The organism is Exiguobacterium sp. s140 (assembly GCF_018617035.1).
Classification (GTDB): Bacteria; Bacillota; Bacilli; order Exiguobacteriales; family Exiguobacteriaceae; genus Exiguobacterium; species Exiguobacterium profundum.
Genome location: NZ_JACSJK010000005.1, coordinates 108,858 through 130,375, shown reverse-complemented (window position 1 = coordinate 130,375; position 21,518 = coordinate 108,858). Strand labels below are relative to the sequence as shown.

Here is a 21,518-nt window from a genome sequence, read left to right as displayed (position 1 = left end):
CGAATTCCGAAAGTTACGGAATTCGCTCTTTTTACGTGCAATCGTATAGATAGCGCAATGCGTGAGGCAAGCGGCGACGCCAGGCCGATTCGTTGTGAATCGCATTTGGTTCGACTTCATATCGGAAAGCGATTCCTTTTTGCGCGATGACGTCAATCAGTTTCGCATTCGTGAATAGGTAGTCGCTTGGAGTGATAGGCCCGCTCTCTTCATTTGTTCCAATATCCATATATAGTTTACCGGCGAACTCAGAATGTTTCATTTCTCGGATCAATGGATCAAGATTGGCCCATGCCGCAGTGGAGAGGGAGCCAACACGTCGAATAGAAGGATAGGTCGCCATCATGTATAGAGAGATGACACCTCCCATCGAGCTCCCCATGACCCCGACATCTTCTGGGTCAGTAGCGTACTCGCTGTCAATTCGTGGTTTTAATTCGTTCATGAGCCAATCTGTATACATACGGCCTCGGCCACCGAGTGTTGGACGACTTCTTGCCAATTCGGGTCCAATCCGTCGATACAGCATCTCATCTTTCTCATATGAATACTCATCATAACGGTCCAGCCAGTTCGGGGCGCTCGCGATGGCGACGACCATGAGCGGGAGTCGTAGCAGATCGATGCAACGATCGATTTCCCAGCCTTCTCCATATGTAGCAGTGTTTCCAGAAAACACATTTTGTCCATCATGCATATACAGGACAGGAAGCGGGGTGTTGATGTCGACCCAGTCTGGTCGAAATACGCGGACAATCCGCTTTTGACCACGTACCTTCTCCGTCGGAATCGACACGTTCAATTGTTCAATCATCTTTCGTCACCTCTTTCTACTTGTATTGTGGAGAATCATGAACCAAAATACAATCGTCTGACTCGACTACCTACCGTTCGTTAGGTAATGTATAAGGCAAGGAGAGTGAATGACGTGAATACAAAAGATAAAATCATGCAGTCTGCTCGCACACGCTTCGCACGGGAAGGTTACGAAGGGTTGTCACTAGCGGCAGTAGCGGAAGATGTAGGAATTCGCAAGCCGTCTTTATATGCCCATTTCGATGGGAAGGAACAATTGTTCAAACAAGTCGTCACAGACATGGCGAATCGTTACGAAGAAGTATGGCAGACAACGTGTGACGATACGGTAGGACAACCACCTTTAGAACGAATCGATTCAATTGTCAACACGCTCACGTCCTTCTTTAGTGATCATGAGACATGGATGTTGACGAAACGAATGTTACTTGTCCCTCCTCCTGAGTTTCGAGAGTATATCGAGGAAGTCATCGGTACGGTCGAAACCAAGTTAAAACGATTTGAGAAAGAGCAATTTCGACTGGCGATGGAGCGTGGCGATTTACCGGTACAACCGCTCGATGTACTATATGCTGCGTACTATTGCTTCCTAGACGGTGCTTTATTGTCTTTATTTACATTTGAAGATGACCGGGAGATGCGACAACAAGCTGCGTTTCGAATTTTCAAGAAAGGGGTGGGTTGGGATGAGTAAAGAGAAGGGTGCATGGATTTCCCTCCTGCTTGCAGGACTACTCGAAATCGTCTGGGCGACGACGATGAAGCTGTCTGAAGGCTTCACGGTTTTAGGTCCGACATTGTGGACAATCGTGTTATTGATTCTTAGTTTCGGATTATTGGCGAAAGCGTTTCGGACGCTTCCTGCCGGGACGGGGTACACCGTATTCACAGGAATCGGAGCGGTCGGCACAGTAATAGTTGGTGCCTTCTTATTTGACGAGGGGCTTAATGGATGGAAACTGATCCTTGTGGCGACATTGATTGTCGGTATCATCGGATTGAAGCAAGTGACAGGAGGGGAAGAAGCATGAGTTGGGTTTATCTGATTGGAGCGGGAATTGCTGAAATGACAGCCGTTTTCTTTATGGGGAAATCGAAAGGATACCAGATTTTGAAATGGTCGATTGCATCGATTTTATCGTTTACGCTCAGCTTTTATTGGTTATCAAAATCACTTGAGGTCATTCCTCTTAGTCTTGCCTATTCCATCTGGGTAGGTATCGGCGCGGCCGGTGGTGTCATTTTAGGGATGCTCTATTTGAACGAATCGAAAAGTCGCTGGCGCATCTTTTATTTGACGCTGATTATCGGGAGTGTGGTCGGGTTAAAAGTTGTGGCCTAAAGGATTGAAATGTGCTGAAAACGGGAATTTATTAATTCAGATTATGAGATGAAAGAAAGGGGCGGAAAACGATGCATCTTGTCGAGTTGCAATCCGAACGTTTGCGGTTTGAACCGTATACGCTTTCTGATTTCTATTTTGTCAAATCGCTTCTCCAAGATCCTCGGGTGATGCGCTTCATCAGTCCGGATGGGAGACCGTATACTGACGAACAGACGATTGAGTGGTTTGAACGTCAATTGGCCCGCTATGAGACAGGACGCCAAACGGGTCTCCTGAAGCTCATGACATTTGACAGTGATGAACCGATCGGTCACGCAGGTACGTTATTGCATGAATTGGACGGTAAAATCGAGTTGGAAGTCGGGTATTGGTTGTCACCGAAGCATTGGCACATGGGATATGGTCGAGAAGCCGCTGCGCGTCTGATGCAGCATGCTTTTACGGAAGGCGAGAAGGAGATTATTTCTCTGATTCATCCGGACAACGTTCCATCTCAACGTGTCGCCAAAGCGAATGGTCTTCACTGGGATCGAGATACATTCTATAAGGATATGTTCGTCTCCGTTTATGCGGGTGACTTGGAGCGGTTATGTCGACATATCGATCGTCAACAAATGACACGATAAAAAGTCTCCAAAAAAATAAAAAAAGTTGTTGCCAACTCAATAGTTTCTTGATATATTAATAGTGTCCTTAAGAGAGGACACGACCTGATTCTGTAGCTCAGCTGGGAGAGCGCTACCTTGACAGGGTAGAGGTCGCTGGTTCGAGCCCAGTCAGAATCACTTGGGTGCCAAACCCTCGAGAAACCCACCGGAACATGGGTTTCCGCGAAGCCACTTCTTGCGAGAAGTGGCTCTTTTTTTGTATGTTGACATGGCACGAAAGCAATTGGTATATTCCTTTCAATACATAATGAAACGGGGAATGCGACATGGTTCTAACGGGAACCCTCGTCAATGCCGGACTAATTGTCATCGGGGCATTGCTAGGTCTCTTATTTCACCGCATTCCGGAGCGTATGAAAGAGACGGTGACGGCGGCAATCGGACTTGCGGTCATCTTGCTTGGGATTCAAATGGGGATGAAAAGTGAGAACTTCTTAATCGTCATCGGAAGTCTAGTCGTCGGGTCTGCGCTCGGGGAATGGTGGAAGTTAGATGAATTATTGAATGAAGTCGGTTATCGGCTCGAACGGCGCCTTGGGAGTCAATCGAGTGTAGCGGAAGGATTCGTAACGGCCACGCTCATTTTCGTGATCGGGGCGATGGCCATTATCGGGGCGCTCGATAGCGGGTTACGTGGTGATCATGACGTGTTATACACGAAAGGGTTGATTGATGGTTTTACGGCCCTCGTGTTAAGTTCGACACTTGGGATTGGGGTCATGTTTTCAGCAGTTCCAGTGTTACTGTATCAGGGCGGAATCGCGTTACTCGCCATTCAAATCATGAAGTTCATTCCGGAGTCGCTCATGGACAGCTTTATTTTAGAGATGACCGCGACCGGTGGAGTCATGATTGTGGCGATTGGCTTGAACTTGGTTGGAATCACTAAAATTCGCGTGGCCAATTTATTACCGGGGATTTTAGTGGTGGGTTTGATTGTGTCCATCATACATACAATCAATTGAAAAAATGGATGGAAGCGAGTCGCTTCCATCCATTTTTTATGGTTTCTCGATCGTTTCATGATCTTCTTTGGCACTTTCACGCAAGGCTGAAGCCATCATGTCAGCAAGGTTCCGTTCCTGAAGCACGCCGACGCCTCGGTCTGTCGGTCCGCCTGGAGCGGCCACGTCGGCAATCAGTTCATTCGTCTTCCGTGTTTCATGAGACAACAACTCAGCGGAGCCTTTCATCGCTTGAGCGACAATTTGACGCGCTGTCTGTTCATCGTAACCGACATCCGTTAGGACGGGCGTCATCGCACCCACGATTTCATAGAAGAAGGCCGGGCTGCACCCGGCAGCAGCCATAAAGGCCGACATCGTCTTCGCATCGGTGACGGCCGTTCGTCCGACCCGTTCAAAGAGAGAAGTCGCTTTTGCGCGATCAGCCTCATCAGTTTCTGGACCGAACCATAGACCCGTCATCCCGCTCCGATAGGCGACAGGCGTGTTCGGCATGGCGCATACGGCTGGTAACCCTGAAGCCTCTTCTAACTGGCTCGGTTCGATATGTGCCGCGACCGAGACGAGTAACGGTGTCTTCCATTCTTTCGATTCTACATATGGCATGACGCCATCTGGTTGCATCGCTAATACGACGATGTCATAGTCGTTCACGTTTTCGTCCTCGACGATTTGAACGCCGAGTTCATCTTGTAGGAAGAGTAAACGCTCCCGGTCACTTCGGTTTGTCATTGTGATGTGTGTCGGTTCGATGCCCGAGTCGATCCACCCGCGAACGAGTGCCTCGCTCATCGATCCTGCACCGACCATTAGTAGTTGATTCATCATTCGTCACCTCTTCTTTTCGATTCGGTCAATAGTTATGTTGACTATCATAACAAACATACACTCGAATATCGCCCATCCTGCTCATTTGTAAAGAGATGGAAAACGATTTGACATAGGAATCGACGAACATGACAAACGTTTCAAATCGCGCTATGATGGCACTAATTCAAAAGAGTGAGGCGAAATCGTGTGAAACGTGTACTAGTAAAAGGGATTCAAGGTTATCAGCGTTTTATTTCACCATTAAAGCCGCCAACGTGCCGATTTTATCCGAGCTGTTCGCACTACGGAATCGAAGCAATCGAAAAACATGGGGCTGTCAAAGGCAGTTATTTAACCGCTCGCCGACTCATTCGCTGTCAGCCGTTTCATCCAGGCGGGCTCGATTATGTTCCGGATACATTTGATTGGAAAGCGCCTTTACAACGAGAGAAACCTGAGTCACAGCGAGACGATTGAGTTCGTCTCGCTGTTTTTGTACAGAACAAACAATGAATCAGTTGTTTTAGTACAATACTTTTGCATTGTTCTAAGTATTCTGAAAAAATAGAGGTGTACACTATTTTTCGGGGGAAGGGGATACTTTGTATGGGGCAATCATTTAGTGAATGGGTGAGTACGGTGTCCAACTTTGTATGGGGACCACCGCTCTTGATTTTGCTTGTGGGGACAGGCATTTACTTGACGGTGCGTCTAGGTGGAATTCAAATCACCAAATTACCGTATGCGTTGAAATTGGCGTTTTCGAAAAATCAGGATCAATCCTCTAAAGGGGACATCAGTCACTTCCAGGCGCTCATGACCGCTCTGGCGGCGACTGTCGGTACGGGGAATATCGTCGGGGTGTCGACAGCGGTCGTATTAGGAGGACCGGGAGCCATCGTATGGATGTGGGTGTCCGGTTTCTTTGGGATGGCAACGAAATACGCAGAGGCAGTTCTTGCCGTGAAGTATCGGGTCACTGATGAGCGCGGTCAAATGGCTGGTGGACCGATGTACTATCTAGAACGAGGGTTGAATCAACGATGGTTAGCAGTAGCATTTGCTGCATTCGCATCGATTGCGGCGTTCGGTATTGGAAACGGGGTCCAAACGAACTCGGTCGCGCTTGCGCTCAAAACAACGTTTGACGTACCACTTTACATATCAGGGATTCTCATTATGATTTTTACAGGAGCGGTCATTCTCGGAGGCGTGCGTTCCATCGGGAAAGTGGTCAGTTACTTCGTCCCCGTCATGATTGCCTTCTACTTAGGTAGCGGTCTCATCATCATGGTGATGAATTACTCACTGATTCCGGATGCGTTCGCACTCATCTTTAGCAGTACGTTCAGTGCAGAAGCAATCGGTGGAGGGGCCATCGGAGCTGCCATTCGATACGGGGTGGCACGTGGTGTCTTCTCGAACGAAGCAGGTCTTGGCTCTGCTCCGATCGCAGCAGCGGCAGCGAAAACAGATATGCCGGGTCGTCAGGCGCTCGTCTCGATGACTCAAGTCTTCTTGGACACGCTTGTCGTCTGTTCGGTGACAGGATTGACACTCGTCATGGGTGGTCAAATCGAGACAGGACTTGAAGGGGTCGAATTGACTTCAGCTACATTTGAACTGTTCCTCGGACCAGCCGGCGGTTATATTGTCACAATCGGGCTCGTTTTGTTCGCCTATTCGACCGTGCTCGGTTGGTCGTATTACGGCGAACGCTCCATCCATTACTTGTTCGGACAAAAGTCGATTCTTCCCTATCGGATTGCTTTTGTACTCGTCGCGGGACTCGGTGCCATGACGACAAACTTGAACTTGGTATGGGCGTTATCGGATGTCTTCAACGGCTTAATGGCCATCCCGAACTTGATTGGTCTCTTGTTCTTGTCGGGTGTTGTCATTGCCGAGACGAAGCGTTTCAACCAACAGCTTGAAATTGAAAATCGAAAAGTTTCCTAAACGAAAGGACGCCATCCTTATGAATCAGAGGGTGGCGTCTTTTGTTTTGCTTCTAATTCATCGAGTCGTGCTTTTTGTAAATGATCAAACACTTTTGTGATAAAGCCAACCATGATGCCCACCCCGGTCAATACATATCCGATGGTGAATATTTTCCGATGTCGGTCTGTGGGGCAAAATCACCATATCCAATGGTAGTTAGGGTGATGACACTGAAGTAAAGTGCGTCCAACCAACGCATCTCCTCGAACCGGGTGTAAAAAAAGTGTACAGGAGAGGACGGTAAGGAAGGCAAGACTGAATAAGACTTGGAACTCAGGGTCACGGAGACCACACCAGACTCCGCGTACAATTCGACGCAATGTCAGTAAGAAAGGCAACATGTCGCTCGCTCCTTTCAATATTAGGTTTGTTCTCTAAAAACGGGGGAACATCCTCTATAGTTCGAAAAAAGAGAAAGGGTGAGTTGGATGGGGAAAGTCATACCGAAACAAGAAGGTCTCGACCATAGTGTCGATTTTTTACGGGAAGGATATTTGTTTGTCGCGAATCGACGCAAAAGTTTTCAGTCGAATATCTTTGAGTCGCGCCTGCTCGGGGAGCGCGTGATTTGCCTTGGAGGCGAAGCGGCGGCAGAAGTGTTCTATGATGCAGACAAATTCAGGCGTCAGGATGCTGCTCCGAAACGTCTATTGAAAACCTTGTTTGGAGAAGATGGGGTCCAAACACTAGATGGTGCGGCACATACGCATCGAAAACATATGTTCATGTCATTGATGACAAAAGAAAATATAGATCGATTGCTCCGATTGACATATCGTGAGTGGAACCAGATTGAACGAATGGGAGAGGAAATCGTCTTATACGATATTGCACAAGAAGTGTTGATGAAGGCCGTGTGTGAATGGTCGGGAGTTCCACTTGCGAAAGAAGAAGTGGGGAAGCGCACTGAAGAGATGAGGTTATTATTTGAATCGGGTACGTCTCTTGGTCCGACGTATTTACAAGGTCGGAAGGCACGAAGTTCCGCTGAAGCCTGGATTCGTCAGATGGTAAAAGAAGTGCGGTCGAATCGATTATTGCCGAACGAACATACGGCGCTGTACGAATTTTCGTGGCACCGGGATGAATCCGGAGAGTTATTACCTGAAGACGTCGTGGCGGTCGAAGTATTGAACATTTTACGCCCGACTGTCGCAATCTCGGTGTATGTCCTCTTCACTGTCTTAGCTTTACATCAGTTCCCGGATGTAAAAGAGCAGGTAGAGCGGGGAGAGGTCTCGAAAACAGAATTTGTCCAGGAAGTGAGACGGTTTTATCCATTTTTCCCTGTAGCGGCAGCTCGTGTCAAAACCGATTTTGAATGGGACGGCTATGCATTTTCGGAAGGGACGCTGACGCTTCTTGATTTGTACGGTACGAATCATGACTCCTCTATTTGGACGGAGCCGGATCGATTCGATCCCTCTCGTTTTAAAGATTGGAACGAGAGTCCGTTTAACTTTATTCCGCAAGGTGGGGGAGATGTAGATTTTGGACATCGATGTGCCGGCGAACATGTGACCATTGCAATTCTTGCACAAGTCATTGAGTTGTTTACTAAGGAATACGCCTACACGGTCCCGCCTCAAGACTTAAGCTATAGTTTTGTAGACATGCCGAGTCTGCCGAAAAGTAAATTGCGATTGACTCATCTAACTCGAAATCAATAAAAAAGTCGCCTACTCGATGGGAGTAGGCGACTTTGAATTTACTTCGTTTGCAAATTTAGGTGTTTGGAGATGGGACGAATCGAGACCGATGAATCGATCATTCGATTATCCCGTTTCGGTTCATCGGTACATTCAATCTGCCAGTCGGTGTCATGAAGCTCTTTTAGTCCGACGGCGATGTCGTATAGGGAATAGTTCGCATTTCCGTTTAACTGATAGATGCCCGGTCCACGTTTAGTCAAAATTTCAAATAGCGCGTCTGCCGTGTCTACTAAAAATGAACATGATGGATACCAATGCTCACTCGCTTGGATGACCCCTCGTTGCTTCATCTCGTTCGTAAAATAGTCCATCATATTATTCGATCCGGCCTCATCCCCGATTTGCCATCCGAGACGAACGATTTGAGCACCAGGATTGGCGTTCATAATCGCACGTTCGCACTCACGCTTATACTTTCCATAGTCATCCTCGGCATCTGGTAGCGTATCTGGGGAAATCGGTCCGGTCACTTCATCTGAAAAAATTGAAACCGTGCTCGTGAACAGGAAAGGGATTTTCGCCTCACCACATAAACGAGCGAGCGTCTCGGCCCACTTCACCGCGCCCATACCGATATGTAAAAAGTAGTCCGGTCGGATGCGCTCGATGAATTCTCGCATTTCCTCTTCGTTTGTCGTGGACACTTGCTCGCGATTCCACGCAATCCCTTCAATTCCGTGGCGCTGCAACGTTTCGGCAACAACGGGTGCCACTGTACCGTTCATTCCTGTAAGAATAGCTTTCATTTCGATTCGCCCCTTTCACTCTATATGATGCCACAAAACGAGTGTGGACAAACAACCGATGTGCCGGGCTATGCTAGACTGGATGATGGAGGGATCAATCATGAATATTCGACAAGCAACCAAACAAGATAGTAAACAAATTGCACCACTCATGTATCAAGCGATCCATGAGATTGCGTACACATTGACGGCATCAACGGATACACCTGAGGTATTGGAGCGACTAGCGATGTGGGTAGAGAAACCAAATAACCGCTTGAGTCACGAAAACATCTGGGTGGCGGATTTTGAAGGAGAAGTTGCCGGAATGATCATCTCGTATCGTGGGGATAAGGCAGAAGAATTGGATCGACCGATTCGAGAATGGTTGACGGCGCATGGAAGTGGAGAAGAGGTGGACGTTGAAACGGAAGGTTATGTCCAATACATTGATTCACTGGCTGTCGCAGAGGCGTATGGAGGTCGTGGAATCGGGACGAAGTTAATCGAACACGTTTGTCTCGTTGCGAAAGAACGCGGTGTGCCCGCCGTTACATTGAACGTGGATCAAGAAAATCCTGCGGCACATCGCTTATACACACGTCTCGGCTTCCATAAGGAAAACGAAATCAACATTTCTGGGGCGAGATTTGACTATATGATCAAAGAAATCAATTCGACTCCTTTCTCAGTCTAAAAGCGGATGCGCAAACTTCTTTTCTCGACTATACTAAGTGCTTGAGGAAAGATATACGTAAAGGAGATACATTATGGAGTGGAAGAACATTTGGCGAGGGATGGCCATGGGGACGAGTGATTTAATCCCTGGTGTAAGCGGTGGTACCATTGCAGTCATTTTAGGCATCTACGATCAACTCATCGAAGCGATTAGCGGCGTATTTAGCCGATATTGGAAAAAATATATCGGGTTCTTGATTCCATTGGCAATTGGAATGGGGACAGCCATTATCGCATTGAGTCGAGTAATTGAATACTTATTGCTGGAGTATTATGCACCGACACAATTTTTCTTTATCGGATTGATTTTAGGGATTATTCCACTTCTATTCGTGGAATTTAAATCACGCGCATCGATTCGTCCGGTTCATGTTATTGCTATGGTTGTCGCAACGATCCTTGTCGCGAGTATGGCATTCTTGAATCCGGTTGATTCGTCTATTATGACGGACGTGACGTTCGGGACGGCGCTTCTCTTATTCTTCTCCGGTTGGTTGGGCAGCATGGCGATGTTGCTTCCTGGAATTAGCGGTTCATTCGTCTTGTTGTTAATTGGCGTTTATCCAACCGTCATCAGCGCCATCTCAAACTTCAATCTGTTGATTATTGGGATTGTCGGTGCTGGAGTGGCCGTCGGCTTTATTGTAAGTAGTAAAGTCATTCGTTACTTGTTGGCGAATTTTCCGGGAATGACGTTCTCCGTCATCATCGGATTGGTCATTGGCTCACTCGCCGTCGTGTTTCCGGGTGTACCAGCTTCTGGAGCCATGTGGATACTCAGTATCGTCGCATTCATCGCGGGGGTCATCGTCGTCCGATTACTCAGCAAATATTCTGTCTAAATGAAAAAGGAGTCCAGCGATCAGCCGGACTCCTTTTTAATAGATGAAGGGGAAGAGGCGCTTGCGCGTCTTCGACCAGGATTGGTAAGACTGACCGAAATGGCGAATGAGCATACCTTCCTCGATTCGAATTCGGTACAGTAACGCAAGCGAGGTGAGACCCGCACCAATCAAGGCGATTCCCCAATGAAGAAAGTATAGCGAGAATCCGAACGTAATCAATAACAACCCTGTGTAAAGAGGGTGGCGTAAGTAACGATACGGTCCCGAGCTGACGAGTTCATCTTCCGGTCGGACGACGACATGTCGTGTGAATTGATGACGTAAGTGTAAAATCCCCCAATAACGTAACGACACGCCGGCTATGTAAAATGTGAGTCCAATGATTCGTTGAACCGTTGGAGGCTGTGATTCGAACATAAACGAGGAAACAAGAGACAAACCAAAGACGCCGATCATCGCCGTCGCTACAAAGTAAAAACTCTTCCGCTCGACAGCCCCGTCTGTTGCCTCTTTTCGGTTACGAAATCGCCACGTCTCAACTAGCCAAAAAAATGATACGACGATTAATAGGACATCCATCCAATTCATCACGCACATCCTCCCTTTTGATTCATGTTTTATTACCCCACCTACGCATAACAAAAACCAAATCCATCAGGGCGATATTCGAAAAAAATTGTCAAAGTGACCAAAACAGGTTATCATCTAATGAGAATGATTATCATTTTTGCGTATATAGAGAGGAAGGGTGCGACGATGAACGAGGGAGTATTCGACGTGACGATTATCGGTGGGGGACCGGCTGGATTGTATGCCGCTTTTTACAGCGGTTTACGGGGCATGAAGACAAAAATAATCGAATTTCAGCCTTTTTTAGGTGGGAAAGTACACGTCTATCCAGAGAAAATGGTCTGGGATGTAGGTGGTCTCCTACCGACGACTGGGGCAAAACTGATTGACCAACTCGTCGAGCAAGGTCTCACCTTCTCTCCGACGGTTCTGCTTGGCGAGAAGGTGGAGTCGATCTCTAAGCGTTCAGACGATTTGTTCGGGATCGACACGACGAACGGTCATCATATTTCCAAAACCGTCATCGTTGCTACCGGAAGCGGGATCCTCAAACCGCATAAGGTTGAAGTGAGCGGAGCGGAGCGGTTCGAATTGTCGAACCTCCATTACACGGTTAAATCACTTGAACGCTTTAAAGGAAAGCGCGTCTTGATATCGGGTGGCGGCAATAGTGCAGTCGATTGGGCGAATGCGCTCGAGCCGATTGCAGAGCAGGTCGTGCTGACGTATCGAAAAGAAGAACTTAGTGGACATGAAGCACAAGTTAAAAAAATTAAGCAGAGTCGAGTCGACTGTTGCCCACGATCAAAAGTGACGGATTTGATTTCTCACGATGGGAAGTCGATTCAACAAGTTCTTTTGACTCATGTCGAAACAGGGGAGACGAACGTAATCGATGTCGATGAAGTGGTCATCAATCACGGATATGAACAAGACGCAGAGCTACTTCAGAACAGCGAACTACAGGTTGACATGAAGGATGGATTTTATGTGAAAGGGAATTCAGGTAGCGAGTCATCCGTACCGGGATTGTACGCTGCGGGTGATATTCTCACGCATGACGGGAAAGTACATCTCATCGCGGGAGCGTTTCAAGATGCTGCGAATGCGGTGAACCGGGCCAAAACATACATTGACCCGAATGCTACCGCTACCGCAATGGTGTCCTCTCACAATGAACGGTTGAAAGAGAAGAATCGTCAAATCATAGAAGAAACCATCATGAAGCAGTAAGAGGGGGACTCTTACTGCTTTTCTTTAGGGTAATCACAAAGCTCGGTAATCACACCGCCTGAATGTCGCGGGTCCATGTAGATTAAGCGTCTACCTTTCGCCGTCGTACGTAGGGTGTCTTCTAAAAAGGTGATGCCGTTCTGTTTGTGAGCGGCCATCGCTTCATCCAAATCATCGACACGGTAGGCGATATGATGGACACCCTTCCCTCGAGCTTTCATGAACCGGGCAATCGGACTCGTCTTACTAGTCGGACGTAACAATTCGATGACATCCTCTCCAATATGAATGACGGCCAATTCGGTCTCGACCCCGATGGCCGTGTTCGTATAGCGGTCCACGAGTTTTCCTCCTAAGACCGTCGTGTAAAATGTGATCGCCTCATCTAAGTCTCGAACGGCAATCCCAGTATGATCGATATGCATGTACATTCCTCCTTCTGCTTCAGTTTGCCTAAAGTTGAACAAAATGTCACTTCACAACGTTTCAAGCCTATCCGATATAATAGGAGAGGGAGGGACAGCGAAATGAACGGAAAAATCACGATGGGTTTGGTGGGCACTTTCGCCTTTGTATCATTTGTGTTTGGACTCTCGCTTGCGACGTTTGTCGACTATCGCATCAATGAAGAACAGGTTGTCCTTGAACGATTAACGACCCATAAACAGATTGGTCCGACCGAGTTGCTGTCTACCGAGGTTGACTTTCACTTAAATGGGTCGAATTATGCGATTCGTTTTAAAGATGAACCAAACATTACGTATTGGTTCAATGTCGTCGATCGCAAAATTAAGTTCGATCGGATTGAATCACTCGATTTGAGAGACACGGGGCTTCGGACAGAACTGTTTGAAGCGATGCCGCCTCTAGCGATGGAGTCGACTACTGCTGCAGAATAAAAGACGTCGAATGAACAACTTTTTCCTTGGAGAAAGAGTTGGTTTGCTCGACGTCTTTTGATTGTTATAAATAAATCGGGGTCGGTGGTGCCTGTAGCGTGTACGTATAACGACAAATATTTGAGATTTGGGTACCGTGGCGTCGAAGTATATATGTCAAATCAGGTTGCAGGTTTGTTGCTGAAATATGTGCCTCTTCGATGTATCGGAACATGTAGAAAAATTTTTGTTGAAGGAATGAAATGGCGTCCCTCAATAAAGGCTCATCACAATCAATATGCATCTCTTGTATTGAAATATGGTACATATGTAAGCGAACTTTCATGATTCCAATCACTTGTCGATTCCACTTCACGGAATAGAACAATGTTTGCTGGCGAACTTCTCGTGCGAATTGTTCATCTGTCATTGACATGGCACCCGGAAGGAGATGACAATGCTCATTTCGAAATGTGAGCCAATCGACTCTTCTTGAATAGTCCACTAATTCGAGTGTCCAATCGCTATGAGTTGCTTTCTCACACGGGATGAACGGTAGATGATACGTTTTCGTTTGATGGAATACTTGAAATCCTGCTGCTTCATATATTCGAAGCTTATCTTGATTTTGATAGTCTTCCTCCTGAAGATAGTACGTGATCGGGTACGTCGTTTCTCGACTTCGCTCATAGATCAAACGGTGAAGTAGTCCGCGAAAGACGTGACGATCACAATACGTGGCTTGAGAGAGGCGAATAGCATGTTCCGTCTCAAGCTGTTCGTCGTTTGCGACGATCGAAGCGAGTGGGGCATCGCGATTGAGTGCAACATAGACGTGATGATGTGAGGGGAGGGAAAGAAGCAAAGGAGCCTTGCTTAAAGGATATAGCGACTGAATGGAAATACGCTCATGTAACGGTAATTGCCTGCATTCTACAAAACGTAGCGCTCGTTTCACGAAGAATCCTTCTTTCTTTATCAAATGATAAGTACAAATAAATTGTAAGCGCTATCTTGCATCGAGGTGTGTGGCATTATAATGAAACCTGACTCGAGAAAAAATCAATTACGCCAGAAAAAGGTTCGAGTAAAATAGAACATATCCGTTCAATACAATGAAATGGATTTCGTTTCATCGTTCATCTGTGAGATTCGTCAAATGTCAGCGCAATGAACGGATGAGACGTGCTATACTTAAACACAATGAAAACACGGAGTAGGAGTATATGATGAAATACATTTATCAACTGATTCTGGTTTCTGTGCTTTGGTTGACAGTAACACCGCCTGCAGCCATGGCCGAGACAGAACCGGTCGTCATTCATGAAAATATCATTGTCGAAGAAGATGTGGACATTCATGAAGGATTTCAATCGCCGAATGAAATGGTGTATTTGTTCGTATTGATTGTATTGTTATCTGTCATCGGACTTGGCATGATGAATACGATTGAATAACGTGAAAACGTTCACAAAAATGCAATAAGTGATTTGGTAACGGTTACAATCGTTCCCTTATACTTATATGTGTAGGAAGAAAGTTCTGCACCAACTTTCTGTCCTCCTTTTCAAATGAACACCCCTCGTTCATATCATGTATTGGAGTCAATCGATCCCATCGATTGACTCCCTTTTTTTAAAATCGGATTCGCTTTTCTTTAGCAATTCGTTTTAAGCGCTTCGTCTCACTAGTGTGTCCGTGACTCTCTAAAAAGTCGACATATACCCGAAATGGTTCGGAGCGATGAGAAAAGAATGGGATATATTCAGCGAACAATTTTTGTTCCGCTTCTTTCAAATTCCCTTCAGCGACGAGAAGGCGGAGTTCTAACATCTTGAGCGCTTGATAGTTTTCGAGCGCGGTATCCTCTGTTTGGGACTTTTCTAACATCCGATCGCAAAGTTTTAAGAGACGAGAGTGGAGGATTTTTCTTGTATTGGCATGACTGTGTTCGATAGGTAGCGTTGAGAGTAAATCGATTCGTGTAGAATCAACATCTTTTGGCACGTGGAGTGCGGTGTATAGGGCGCGGTCAATCCAAACGGTATCAATCGGGGCATCGAGCTGATAATAGTGAATGAGTTGTTTGAGCATGGTGACTTGTGAAATTTTTAAAAGACGAAATGGGTCACTCGTAGAGAAGAGCGGTTCTTCGCCAGCCGATGTAGAGAGGAGGTAAAACATTTCTTCATACATCGTCCGTGCTTCTGTATATTCCTCGGCGTAATGTGCTAAATCGCGAATGATTTTTTTAGCGTGGATGTACCAATTTTTTTGGTCGCGTTCTGACATGACTTGATTCGGACGAATGTACAAATGTTCATACGCAGAATCAACAAACCGTTCCGCCAAGGTGATGGTTTGCGAGAGCGAATGTCGCTCTTCAGAATTTTTTTTCTCTTTATAGCGCGTGTATTGGCTGATCATAAAATCAAAATCTTGATCATCAATCACATCTTTAGGAGTGTGGCGGTACATTTCGACGAGCAAATCGCGTAACGTCGCCTCGCCATATTGTTCTAACAACACGCGTAACTTTCCGATGCGCATCAGCTCTCCTCCTTTCAGTCAAACTTCTCGAAGGCAATCTTGATTTGGGCAGACACCAATTATTATTCCTTTCCCGGTTTTCATCTGAAACAATCATTTGCTCTCATGCTTAAGACGGATTTTCGTAAGAAACGTTGTCAGATGATGGCTAGTTCGGGATAATAGAGAAAAATTGATAAAGTTGAGGATCATAATGATGAAAGATGAACAACATTTATCGCGTGTTGAACGTAGAAAGCGCGAATTAGAACAACAAGAAATCGAATCGTCTCGTGTGGACCATGGTCAAGCGGACGAGCCCTCTATACATGCACAATCTGAACAACAGCGTGAACGGGTAACACGCCAATCAGAACATCCCTTTTTAAATGAACAAACGAAAGAATCTCCAAGGACGAAAAATGGGACGGCAAAGTCGAGTCGGAAACGACTACCCCGGGTTTCATTATTTTCGAAACGGAAATCATCTCGTCCAACATCCCGACAGACGACGAGACCATCGAAACCATCTACTCCCGCTAAACGAGAAACGGATCATGCGTCTAAACAACCAACGAAACGAAAGCGTAAATGGAAAGGGAAAGCTGTCCTTTTCCTACTTGCGATGCTACTGATTGTTGGATATTTTGCGACTGCTCCATTCACATTCCTCATTATGGGGAGCGATGCGCGGGTAGGGGAATCGTTGTCAGGATCTCGTACAGACTCCCTGCAGTTGATGGAGTTCGTACCACGTTCTGGGACTGTTCAGAACGTATCGATTCCACGTGATACGTATACAGCGATTCCATGTGAACCTGAACGTGAAGGTGACAAAATTACGCATGCGTTCGCGTTCGGCGGCGCAGAGTGTACGATTGGTGCCGTGGAAGGGCTGACCGATGCCTCGGTCGATGGACAAGTCGTCATCACGTTCGAATCGTTCATGGAATTGATTGATCTAATCGGTGGGGTGAATGTCACGGCGACGCATTCGTTTAGCGAGAAAGGGTTCAACCAGACGTATGAGTATACAGAAGGTGTTTCCTATGCAATGGATGGAGACATGGCCTTGGCGTATGCGAGACACCGTAAATCGGATACAGACGGAGCGCGTTCGAATCGTCAAACGGAGGTCATGACAGCTGTCGCTGAAAAGCTGGCGAGTCCTTCAGGTTGGACAAAAATTCCGGCTACGTACCGCTTCATGAAAGAAGAAATGGGACTTGAGATGAACGTCTTGCAAATGGCATCTGTCGGATTGACGATGATCTCGAATCCTGAGGTGAATAAGATGCAAGTCGAGGGTCAAGATGCTTATATCAATAACGTGTATTACTATGAACCGTTAGAAGAGAGCGTGCAGGCGATTCGAGACGCCCTTGATTTATCCGTTTGGGGTACTGTCAGATAATTTTAAGAAAAGGGTTTGATTCTGACTTGAAAGAGGAATTTTAATCAAATGAACTACTCTTTTGAGGAGGGAAATTTGAATGAAAGTTTTAGTCATTGGAGCAACAGGAAAGATCGGGAAACGTGTATTGAAAAGCCTGGCGAAAACCCATCAAGTGACCGCTTTAATTCGTTATCCTGAACTACAAGCAGAGTACGAGAAAATGGGTGCACACGTATTGACGGTTGATGTCGAGACAGAACTCGAGAAGAAAGTACATGAGGCGACAAGTGGACAAGATGCCGTTATTATCGCGGCAACTGCCGGCGCGGATGGTTCGAGCACTGAAATTGAACTGCTTGACCGAAACGTTGCGATGAATGCCATCGATGCTGCCAAGAAGGAACGGGTACGTCATGTCGTCTTACTCAGTGCCTATGGCGCCGATCAACCGAACGCTGCACCGAAAGAACTCTTCAACTTTCTGTCAGCTAACAATGCCGCTGACGAGTATATCGAACATAGCGGTTTGAACTATACGATCATTTGCCCAGTGACCATTGTCGATGAACCGAGTAAAGGTTCAATCGAAGCATCAGAGGACTTGAATGATGCGGATGGTGCGACGATTTCCGAAACGGATGTCGCAACTGTCATCGCAGCGTCTCTCGACAACCGGGGTCTGTACGGTCGTCGAATCGAAATCAAGTCTGGTAGCACACCGATTAATGAAGCGCTCGACTTTGAAGGGCGTGGAGAGGTGGCGAACGGAGGAAGAACGACATTACGTCGACCACAACGATCATAACGAGTTGAGGAGAAGACGACATGGAACGGAAACTTTATAAAGACCCAAACAATAAAGTGATTGCCGGTGTTTGTTCAGGGCTTGGAAACTATCTCGGGGTGGACGTCACCATTATGCGTGTCCTATTTGTGGCGATGGCTCTTCTCGGTGGTCCGGGACTCCTCATTTATATCATTCTGGCGCTCATCATGAAAAAGCCAGTGTCAGAATATGAAGCCGAACAAGACGATCGCTTCTAAACCAAAAAATCAATCCGACAAGACGTCGGATTGATTTTTTTAGTTTTCCATATATAATGTATAACTCGCTTCGAACGTTTCGTTTGGTGGGAGGAGTTGGATCCCTTCTTTGTGTAGGAAATCTTTTCGATGGCCTTTATAATCCGCATGTCCGAACCAAGGTTCCAAACAGACGAACGGAGCGTCTTTCTGCGGCGGAGACCAGATGCCGAAATGCGTGAAAGAGGGACTCTCCATCACGATGGCTGCGCCGGTTGGTTGATGTCGGAGTGCAGCATACTCAATTTTCTCAAAAATGAGTGCATCGTCGTCAAATAACGACCGAGTGAGGGGGATATACTGACGTTCTCCGAGTGGTTGATACGCGCCTGTTAAATAAGGGCCCTCGAGCAAGTAGCGATCGAGGGAGCGGATTTCGCCGAAATCGATCACGTAGTCTTCAAATGTCCCGCCCACGAACGGAATGTTGAATGCAGGATGACCACCGATGTTAAACGGTAACGTCGTTTCGCCCGGGTTATGGACACGATACGTCACAATCACTTCTTCGCCCACAAGTTGATAGGACACGGTCAGCGTGAATGGGAATGGATAGTGTTGACGCGATTCCGATGTATCATTCAATGTGAAGCGGATCGACGTGGCAGTAGAAGATTCGACCTCGAACATAGCGTCCCGGGCGAATCCGTGTTGACTCATCGTATAGGTGTTTCCCTCATATACATATTGATCATCGAGCAATCGACCCACAATCGGGAAGAGGATCGGGGCTTGTCGTCCCCAATAGGTCGGGTCCCCTTGCCATAAGAGTTCAGTTCCGGATACTTTCCAACTCGTCATCTCAGCACCTTGTGCCTTTAAGGTTATCTGTATTTTCTCGTTTTGAAGTTGCACAATCCATACGCTCCTTTACGGGTTTATGATAAGTTAAGTGTAGAAATCTTAAGTAAAACAAACAAGGGGTAAATGATGCGCTTACAAAGAATTGGTATTGGAACGCTGATCCTTCTATTGATTGCTGGCCTCGCATATAAAGGCTACGAGGAATATATGATGACACAAAAGAAAGAAGAGGCGGTTCCGATCGTCCAAGATGAATCGGTATTAGGAGGACTCGAAGTGGGGCAACAAGCCCCGGACTTCACTTTGAATACGTTAGATGAGGAGAAGATGACCCTTTCTGAGTTCCAAGGACAGCCGGTCGTCATTAACTTTTGGGCCTCTTGGTGTCCACCGTGTCGGGAGGAGTTCCCTGAACTTGTATCGTTTGAAGAAGCGACAGGTATCCCAGTACTTGGTGTGAACGTCACTAAAAATGAGCGACGAGGAAAAGAGGACGTGGAGGCATTCTTGAATGAGTATCCCGTCGATTTTCCGATTCTGTTAGATGAAGAGGCCGCTGTCGAGCAACAATATCGAGTTGTCGCATTACCGACAACGTACGTTCTAGACGCAAAAGGAATCATCGTGGCGAAAAAAACGGGTCCAGTTGACGAGGCGTGGCTCCAACAACAACTTGACGACATTTTAAAGTGACCCGTTCAAAAAAGCTGAACGACCTGCCCGGTTAGAGTGGGCAGACCGTTCAGCTTTTGTAGTGTTGCTTGATCAACGCATCAAAGTTAGGGGTCATATCTTCTTCAAGATAATAATGATGATTGTCTCGAATAATCGTATCACCAACACGTGCTTCGGATGGTAGGAAACGTCTAGGGATGAAGCTTGAGCCGTTATTCCATCTCAATACGGCATATTTTCCCTCGATCCGTACCAATGTACCGTACTTAATCATACCTCTTCCTCCTCGACGAGCAACTTCTGTCTCTTTTTATCCTTACATCATGTATTCCCACATTCCACAAAAGCTACACATCTTTACACGTGCCTGTCTAATCACTGTGAGCAAGTTATATCGATAAGCGGTAGAGGATACGTTCGAGAAATGTGAAGAAAGTTTGAAGAAAACGCTTTCTTTTTTGAAGGTGGTCTTTTATAATAAAACCACGGGGTGATTATGACGAAACTGTGAACAATGGGGGGATGGTCATGTTTTCTTCTGCAATGATTGGGTTACTCGCTCTGACGGGAGTAACGATCTATGGGGTTGACCGTATGTTCACGGTCCGCTCAGAACGCGTCACAAAGAAATAGGTCTACATAGGGGGAAATCGCAACGTCTTGGGGAGATGTTGCGATTTTTTTATATATCTTGTTGTCGAGACCGGCGATCGGTCTCTTTTTGTTCCACCATCTTTCGATTCCGCTCATGAACACGGTCAAAAAAGGCGTGCTCTGGCCATGCAGGGGACCAGTGGCGTTCTTCAGGGAGTGCCAAGATATACTCTTCCGCCGCACTCAATCGCTCAATCATGTGACTTCGGCTGTCACACAAGTCACCGTGCCCTGGTACGAACCAACGAATCTCATGTTCGTAGATGAGTGATTGTAAGGTTTGTAGCGTATCAAGATAGGCGGTTGGGTCGTGTTCGATAAACGGTGGCTCGACATTGGAACCGTAATCCCCACAGACGAGAAGATTCATGGATTCGATGAGAACGGATATATGTGTCGCGTCATGACCGGGTGTGGAAAGGAAGGTTACGGGCACCGAACCGATTAAAATCGTTTGATCGGGTTGGATGACCAGGTCGATGTCAGGTTTTTGAATCGGGTGATCAATGTAATACTGTTCATAAAACTCGCGAATCTCATTTAATTGGTCAGATGAGTCTGCATCGACGAAAGCCTGTGAGGCGATCGTTGTTGCATCTGAAAAGCCGTAAGCTCCGATGATGTGATCAAAATGATGGTGTGTGAAGATGACATAAAGCGGACGATTGCGACGCTGTAACTCGATGTCACGCCGAATCGTCGCGATTTCTTCCGGGAGCCAGGTCGGATCAATCAATAAAAGGGCATCCGGTGTATCGATGAGGGTCGATGTCGTTCGCATCAACGCGCTTTCGTATACGGTAAAGGATTGCAGCTTCGCTTGAATCAATGGGGTTCCTCCTCGTCTGTATGGATTCAATCTCTCTTTTCCCCAAAACAATGGATGGAACAACAAAAAAGCAGAAAGTCGTGTGACTTTCTGCTTTTGCAAGGTCTCAACCGTGCAGTGTATGTGTGCGAGATCCTCTCGCGTATATGTCGATATTGGAGCGGGTGAAGAGAATCGAACTCTCGTCATCAGCTTGGAAGGCTGAGGTTTTACCATTAAACTACACCCGCATGAAAGAAAAA

27 protein-coding genes, 2 tRNA genes and 1 pseudogene are annotated in these 21,518 nt (G+C 46.7%); 18 read left to right on the top strand and 12 right to left on the bottom strand.

The genetic code is table 11. The features are described 5' to 3' along the window. Positions 1-31: 31 nt before the first annotated feature. The gene (locus tag KNO61_RS15340; RefSeq protein WP_214873793.1) at positions 32-814 is read right to left on the bottom strand and encodes an alpha/beta hydrolase; all 783 of its coding nucleotides are present in this window, start codon (positions 812-814) and stop codon (positions 32-34) included. A 114-nt stretch (positions 815-928) separates the two neighbouring features. Between KNO61_RS15340 and KNO61_RS15335 the strand changes: the two genes are divergently transcribed. From KNO61_RS15335 to KNO61_RS15310, 6 genes are all read left to right on the top strand, one after another. Then, entirely contained in the window at positions 929-1,510 is a 582-nt protein-coding gene (locus KNO61_RS15335; RefSeq protein ID WP_214873791.1) for a TetR/AcrR family transcriptional regulator, read from the top strand. After that, positions 1,503-1,847, top strand: a complete 345-nt coding sequence (locus KNO61_RS15330; RefSeq protein ID WP_214873788.1) for a DMT family transporter — start codon at positions 1,503-1,505, stop codon at positions 1,845-1,847. Before KNO61_RS15335 ends, KNO61_RS15330 begins: the two co-directional genes overlap by 8 nt. Further along, positions 1,844-2,158, top strand: a complete 315-nt coding sequence (locus KNO61_RS15325) for a DMT family transporter (RefSeq protein WP_078146301.1) — start codon at positions 1,844-1,846, stop codon at positions 2,156-2,158. The genes KNO61_RS15330 and KNO61_RS15325 overlap by 4 nt, the downstream gene beginning before the upstream one ends. A gap of 71 nt (positions 2,159-2,229) precedes the next feature. Next, complete coding sequence (locus KNO61_RS15320) at positions 2,230-2,787, top strand: GNAT family N-acetyltransferase (RefSeq protein ID WP_214873786.1); 558 nt, start codon at positions 2,230-2,232, stop codon at positions 2,785-2,787. 86 nt (positions 2,788-2,873) lie between these two features. Then, positions 2,874-2,946 (top strand) — tRNA-Val (locus KNO61_RS15315). Between the two features lie 149 nt (positions 2,947-3,095). After that, positions 3,096-3,794, top strand: a complete 699-nt coding sequence (locus tag KNO61_RS15310; RefSeq protein ID WP_214689120.1) for a DUF554 domain-containing protein — start codon at positions 3,096-3,098, stop codon at positions 3,792-3,794. 36 nt (positions 3,795-3,830) lie between these two features. Here KNO61_RS15310 and KNO61_RS15305 read toward each other — a convergent pair whose 3' ends face one another. Continuing rightward, the gene (locus KNO61_RS15305; protein WP_251030860.1) at positions 3,831-4,619 is read right to left on the bottom strand and encodes a pyrroline-5-carboxylate reductase family protein; all 789 of its coding nucleotides are present in this window, start codon (positions 4,617-4,619) and stop codon (positions 3,831-3,833) included. 192 nt (positions 4,620-4,811) lie between these two features. Between KNO61_RS15305 and yidD the strand changes: the two genes are divergently transcribed. Together yidD and KNO61_RS15295 are read left to right on the top strand one after the other, a co-directional pair. Next, positions 4,812-5,081: a membrane protein insertion efficiency factor YidD gene (gene yidD, locus KNO61_RS15300; protein ID WP_015880777.1), complete on the top strand. Its 270-nt coding sequence runs from the start codon at positions 4,812-4,814 to the stop codon at positions 5,079-5,081. Between the two features lie 129 nt (positions 5,082-5,210). Further along, complete coding sequence (locus KNO61_RS15295) at positions 5,211-6,563, top strand: alanine/glycine:cation symporter family protein (RefSeq protein ID WP_214685527.1); 1,353 nt, start codon at positions 5,211-5,213, stop codon at positions 6,561-6,563. Positions 6,564-6,580: 17 nt separating this feature from the next. On the opposite strand, the pseudogene KNO61_RS15290 reads toward KNO61_RS15295, so the two are convergent. Continuing rightward, a pseudogene (locus KNO61_RS15290) lies at positions 6,581-6,946 on the bottom strand (potassium channel family protein). Between the two features lie 87 nt (positions 6,947-7,033). On the opposite strand from KNO61_RS15290, the gene KNO61_RS15285 reads away from it, so the two are divergent. Then, complete coding sequence (locus KNO61_RS15285) at positions 7,034-8,275, top strand: cytochrome P450 (protein ID WP_214873781.1); 1,242 nt, start codon at positions 7,034-7,036, stop codon at positions 8,273-8,275. A 38-nt stretch (positions 8,276-8,313) separates the two neighbouring features. On the opposite strand, the gene KNO61_RS15280 is transcribed toward KNO61_RS15285, so the two are convergent. Further along, positions 8,314-9,063 carry a sugar nucleotide-binding protein gene (locus tag KNO61_RS15280; protein WP_214812723.1) on the bottom strand — a complete coding sequence of 250 codons (750 nt, stop codon included), beginning with the start codon at positions 9,061-9,063 and terminating at the stop codon, positions 8,314-8,316. Positions 9,064-9,163: 100 nt separating this feature from the next. On the opposite strand from KNO61_RS15280, the gene KNO61_RS15275 reads away from it, so the two are divergent. Together KNO61_RS15275 and KNO61_RS15270 are read left to right on the top strand one after the other, a co-directional pair. Then, complete coding sequence (locus tag KNO61_RS15275) at positions 9,164-9,739, top strand: GNAT family N-acetyltransferase (RefSeq protein WP_214689124.1); 576 nt, start codon at positions 9,164-9,166, stop codon at positions 9,737-9,739. A 73-nt stretch (positions 9,740-9,812) separates the two neighbouring features. Beyond that, entirely contained in the window at positions 9,813-10,622 is an 810-nt protein-coding gene (locus tag KNO61_RS15270) for a DUF368 domain-containing protein (RefSeq protein ID WP_078146310.1), read from the top strand. A 36-nt stretch (positions 10,623-10,658) separates the two neighbouring features. On the opposite strand, the gene KNO61_RS15265 is transcribed toward KNO61_RS15270, so the two are convergent. After that, entirely contained in the window at positions 10,659-11,213 is a 555-nt protein-coding gene (locus tag KNO61_RS15265) for a methyltransferase family protein (RefSeq protein WP_214873779.1), read from the bottom strand. 168 nt (positions 11,214-11,381) lie between these two features. On the opposite strand from KNO61_RS15265, the gene KNO61_RS15260 reads away from it, so the two are divergent. Further along, positions 11,382-12,428: an NAD(P)/FAD-dependent oxidoreductase gene (locus tag KNO61_RS15260; protein WP_214873777.1), complete on the top strand. Its 1,047-nt coding sequence runs from the start codon at positions 11,382-11,384 to the stop codon at positions 12,426-12,428. 11 nt (positions 12,429-12,439) lie between these two features. On the opposite strand, the gene KNO61_RS15255 is transcribed toward KNO61_RS15260, so the two are convergent. Further along, positions 12,440-12,853 (bottom strand): VOC family protein, encoded by a 414-nt coding sequence (locus KNO61_RS15255; protein WP_147536411.1) that lies wholly within the window; start codon positions 12,851-12,853, stop codon positions 12,440-12,442. 102 nt (positions 12,854-12,955) lie between these two features. Between KNO61_RS15255 and KNO61_RS15250 the strand changes: the two genes are divergently transcribed. Further along, a complete protein-coding gene (locus KNO61_RS15250; RefSeq protein ID WP_074037773.1) occupies positions 12,956-13,327 on the top strand; it encodes a hypothetical protein in 372 nt (123 codons plus the stop codon). A gap of 64 nt (positions 13,328-13,391) precedes the next feature. Here the strand turns inward: KNO61_RS15250 and KNO61_RS15245 are convergent, their stop codons facing one another. Then, on the bottom strand, positions 13,392-14,264 hold the full coding sequence (locus tag KNO61_RS15245; RefSeq protein ID WP_214734073.1) for a hypothetical protein: 873 nt from the start codon (positions 14,262-14,264) through the stop codon (positions 13,392-13,394). A 271-nt stretch (positions 14,265-14,535) separates the two neighbouring features. On the opposite strand from KNO61_RS15245, the gene KNO61_RS15240 reads away from it, so the two are divergent. Next, positions 14,536-14,763 (top strand): hypothetical protein, encoded by a 228-nt coding sequence (locus KNO61_RS15240; RefSeq protein WP_214734072.1) that lies wholly within the window; start codon positions 14,536-14,538, stop codon positions 14,761-14,763. 178 nt (positions 14,764-14,941) lie between these two features. On the opposite strand, the gene KNO61_RS15235 is transcribed toward KNO61_RS15240, so the two are convergent. Then, on the bottom strand, positions 14,942-15,856 hold the full coding sequence (locus KNO61_RS15235) for a hypothetical protein (protein ID WP_015880790.1): 915 nt from the start codon (positions 15,854-15,856) through the stop codon (positions 14,942-14,944). Positions 15,857-16,052: 196 nt separating this feature from the next. Here KNO61_RS15235 and KNO61_RS15230 point away from each other — a divergent pair, with 196 nt between their 5' ends. The 3 genes from KNO61_RS15230 to KNO61_RS15220 all read left to right on the top strand — a co-directional run bounded on the left by KNO61_RS15230 (position 16,053) and on the right by KNO61_RS15220 (position 18,275). Then, positions 16,053-17,249, top strand: a complete 1,197-nt coding sequence (locus KNO61_RS15230) for an LCP family protein (RefSeq protein ID WP_249199034.1) — start codon at positions 16,053-16,055, stop codon at positions 17,247-17,249. Positions 17,250-17,328: 79 nt separating this feature from the next. Further along, on the top strand, positions 17,329-18,036 hold the full coding sequence (locus KNO61_RS15225; protein WP_015880792.1) for an SDR family oxidoreductase: 708 nt from the start codon (positions 17,329-17,331) through the stop codon (positions 18,034-18,036). Between the two features lie 20 nt (positions 18,037-18,056). Then, complete coding sequence (locus KNO61_RS15220) at positions 18,057-18,275, top strand: PspC domain-containing protein (protein ID WP_015880793.1); 219 nt, start codon at positions 18,057-18,059, stop codon at positions 18,273-18,275. Between the two features lie 39 nt (positions 18,276-18,314). Here the strand turns inward: KNO61_RS15220 and KNO61_RS15215 are convergent, their stop codons facing one another. Then, a complete protein-coding gene (locus KNO61_RS15215) occupies positions 18,315-19,169 on the bottom strand; it encodes an aldose 1-epimerase family protein (RefSeq protein WP_214873775.1) in 855 nt (284 codons plus the stop codon). 75 nt (positions 19,170-19,244) lie between these two features. Here KNO61_RS15215 and KNO61_RS15210 point away from each other — a divergent pair, with 75 nt between their 5' ends. Beyond that, on the top strand, positions 19,245-19,811 hold the full coding sequence (locus KNO61_RS15210) for a TlpA family protein disulfide reductase (RefSeq protein ID WP_251028333.1): 567 nt from the start codon (positions 19,245-19,247) through the stop codon (positions 19,809-19,811). A 49-nt stretch (positions 19,812-19,860) separates the two neighbouring features. On the opposite strand, the gene KNO61_RS15205 is transcribed toward KNO61_RS15210, so the two are convergent. The 3 genes from KNO61_RS15205 to KNO61_RS15195 form a co-directional block, all read right to left on the bottom strand. Continuing rightward, on the bottom strand, positions 19,861-20,067 hold the full coding sequence (locus tag KNO61_RS15205; protein WP_015880796.1) for a DUF3006 domain-containing protein: 207 nt from the start codon (positions 20,065-20,067) through the stop codon (positions 19,861-19,863). A gap of 408 nt (positions 20,068-20,475) precedes the next feature. After that, positions 20,476-21,276, bottom strand: coding sequence for an MBL fold metallo-hydrolase (locus tag KNO61_RS15200; RefSeq protein WP_214758227.1), 801 nt, complete (start codon positions 21,274-21,276; stop codon positions 20,476-20,478). Positions 21,277-21,432: 156 nt separating this feature from the next. After that, positions 21,433-21,506: transfer RNA gene (locus tag KNO61_RS15195), tRNA-Gly, on the bottom strand. Positions 21,507-21,518: the final 12 nt, after the last annotated feature.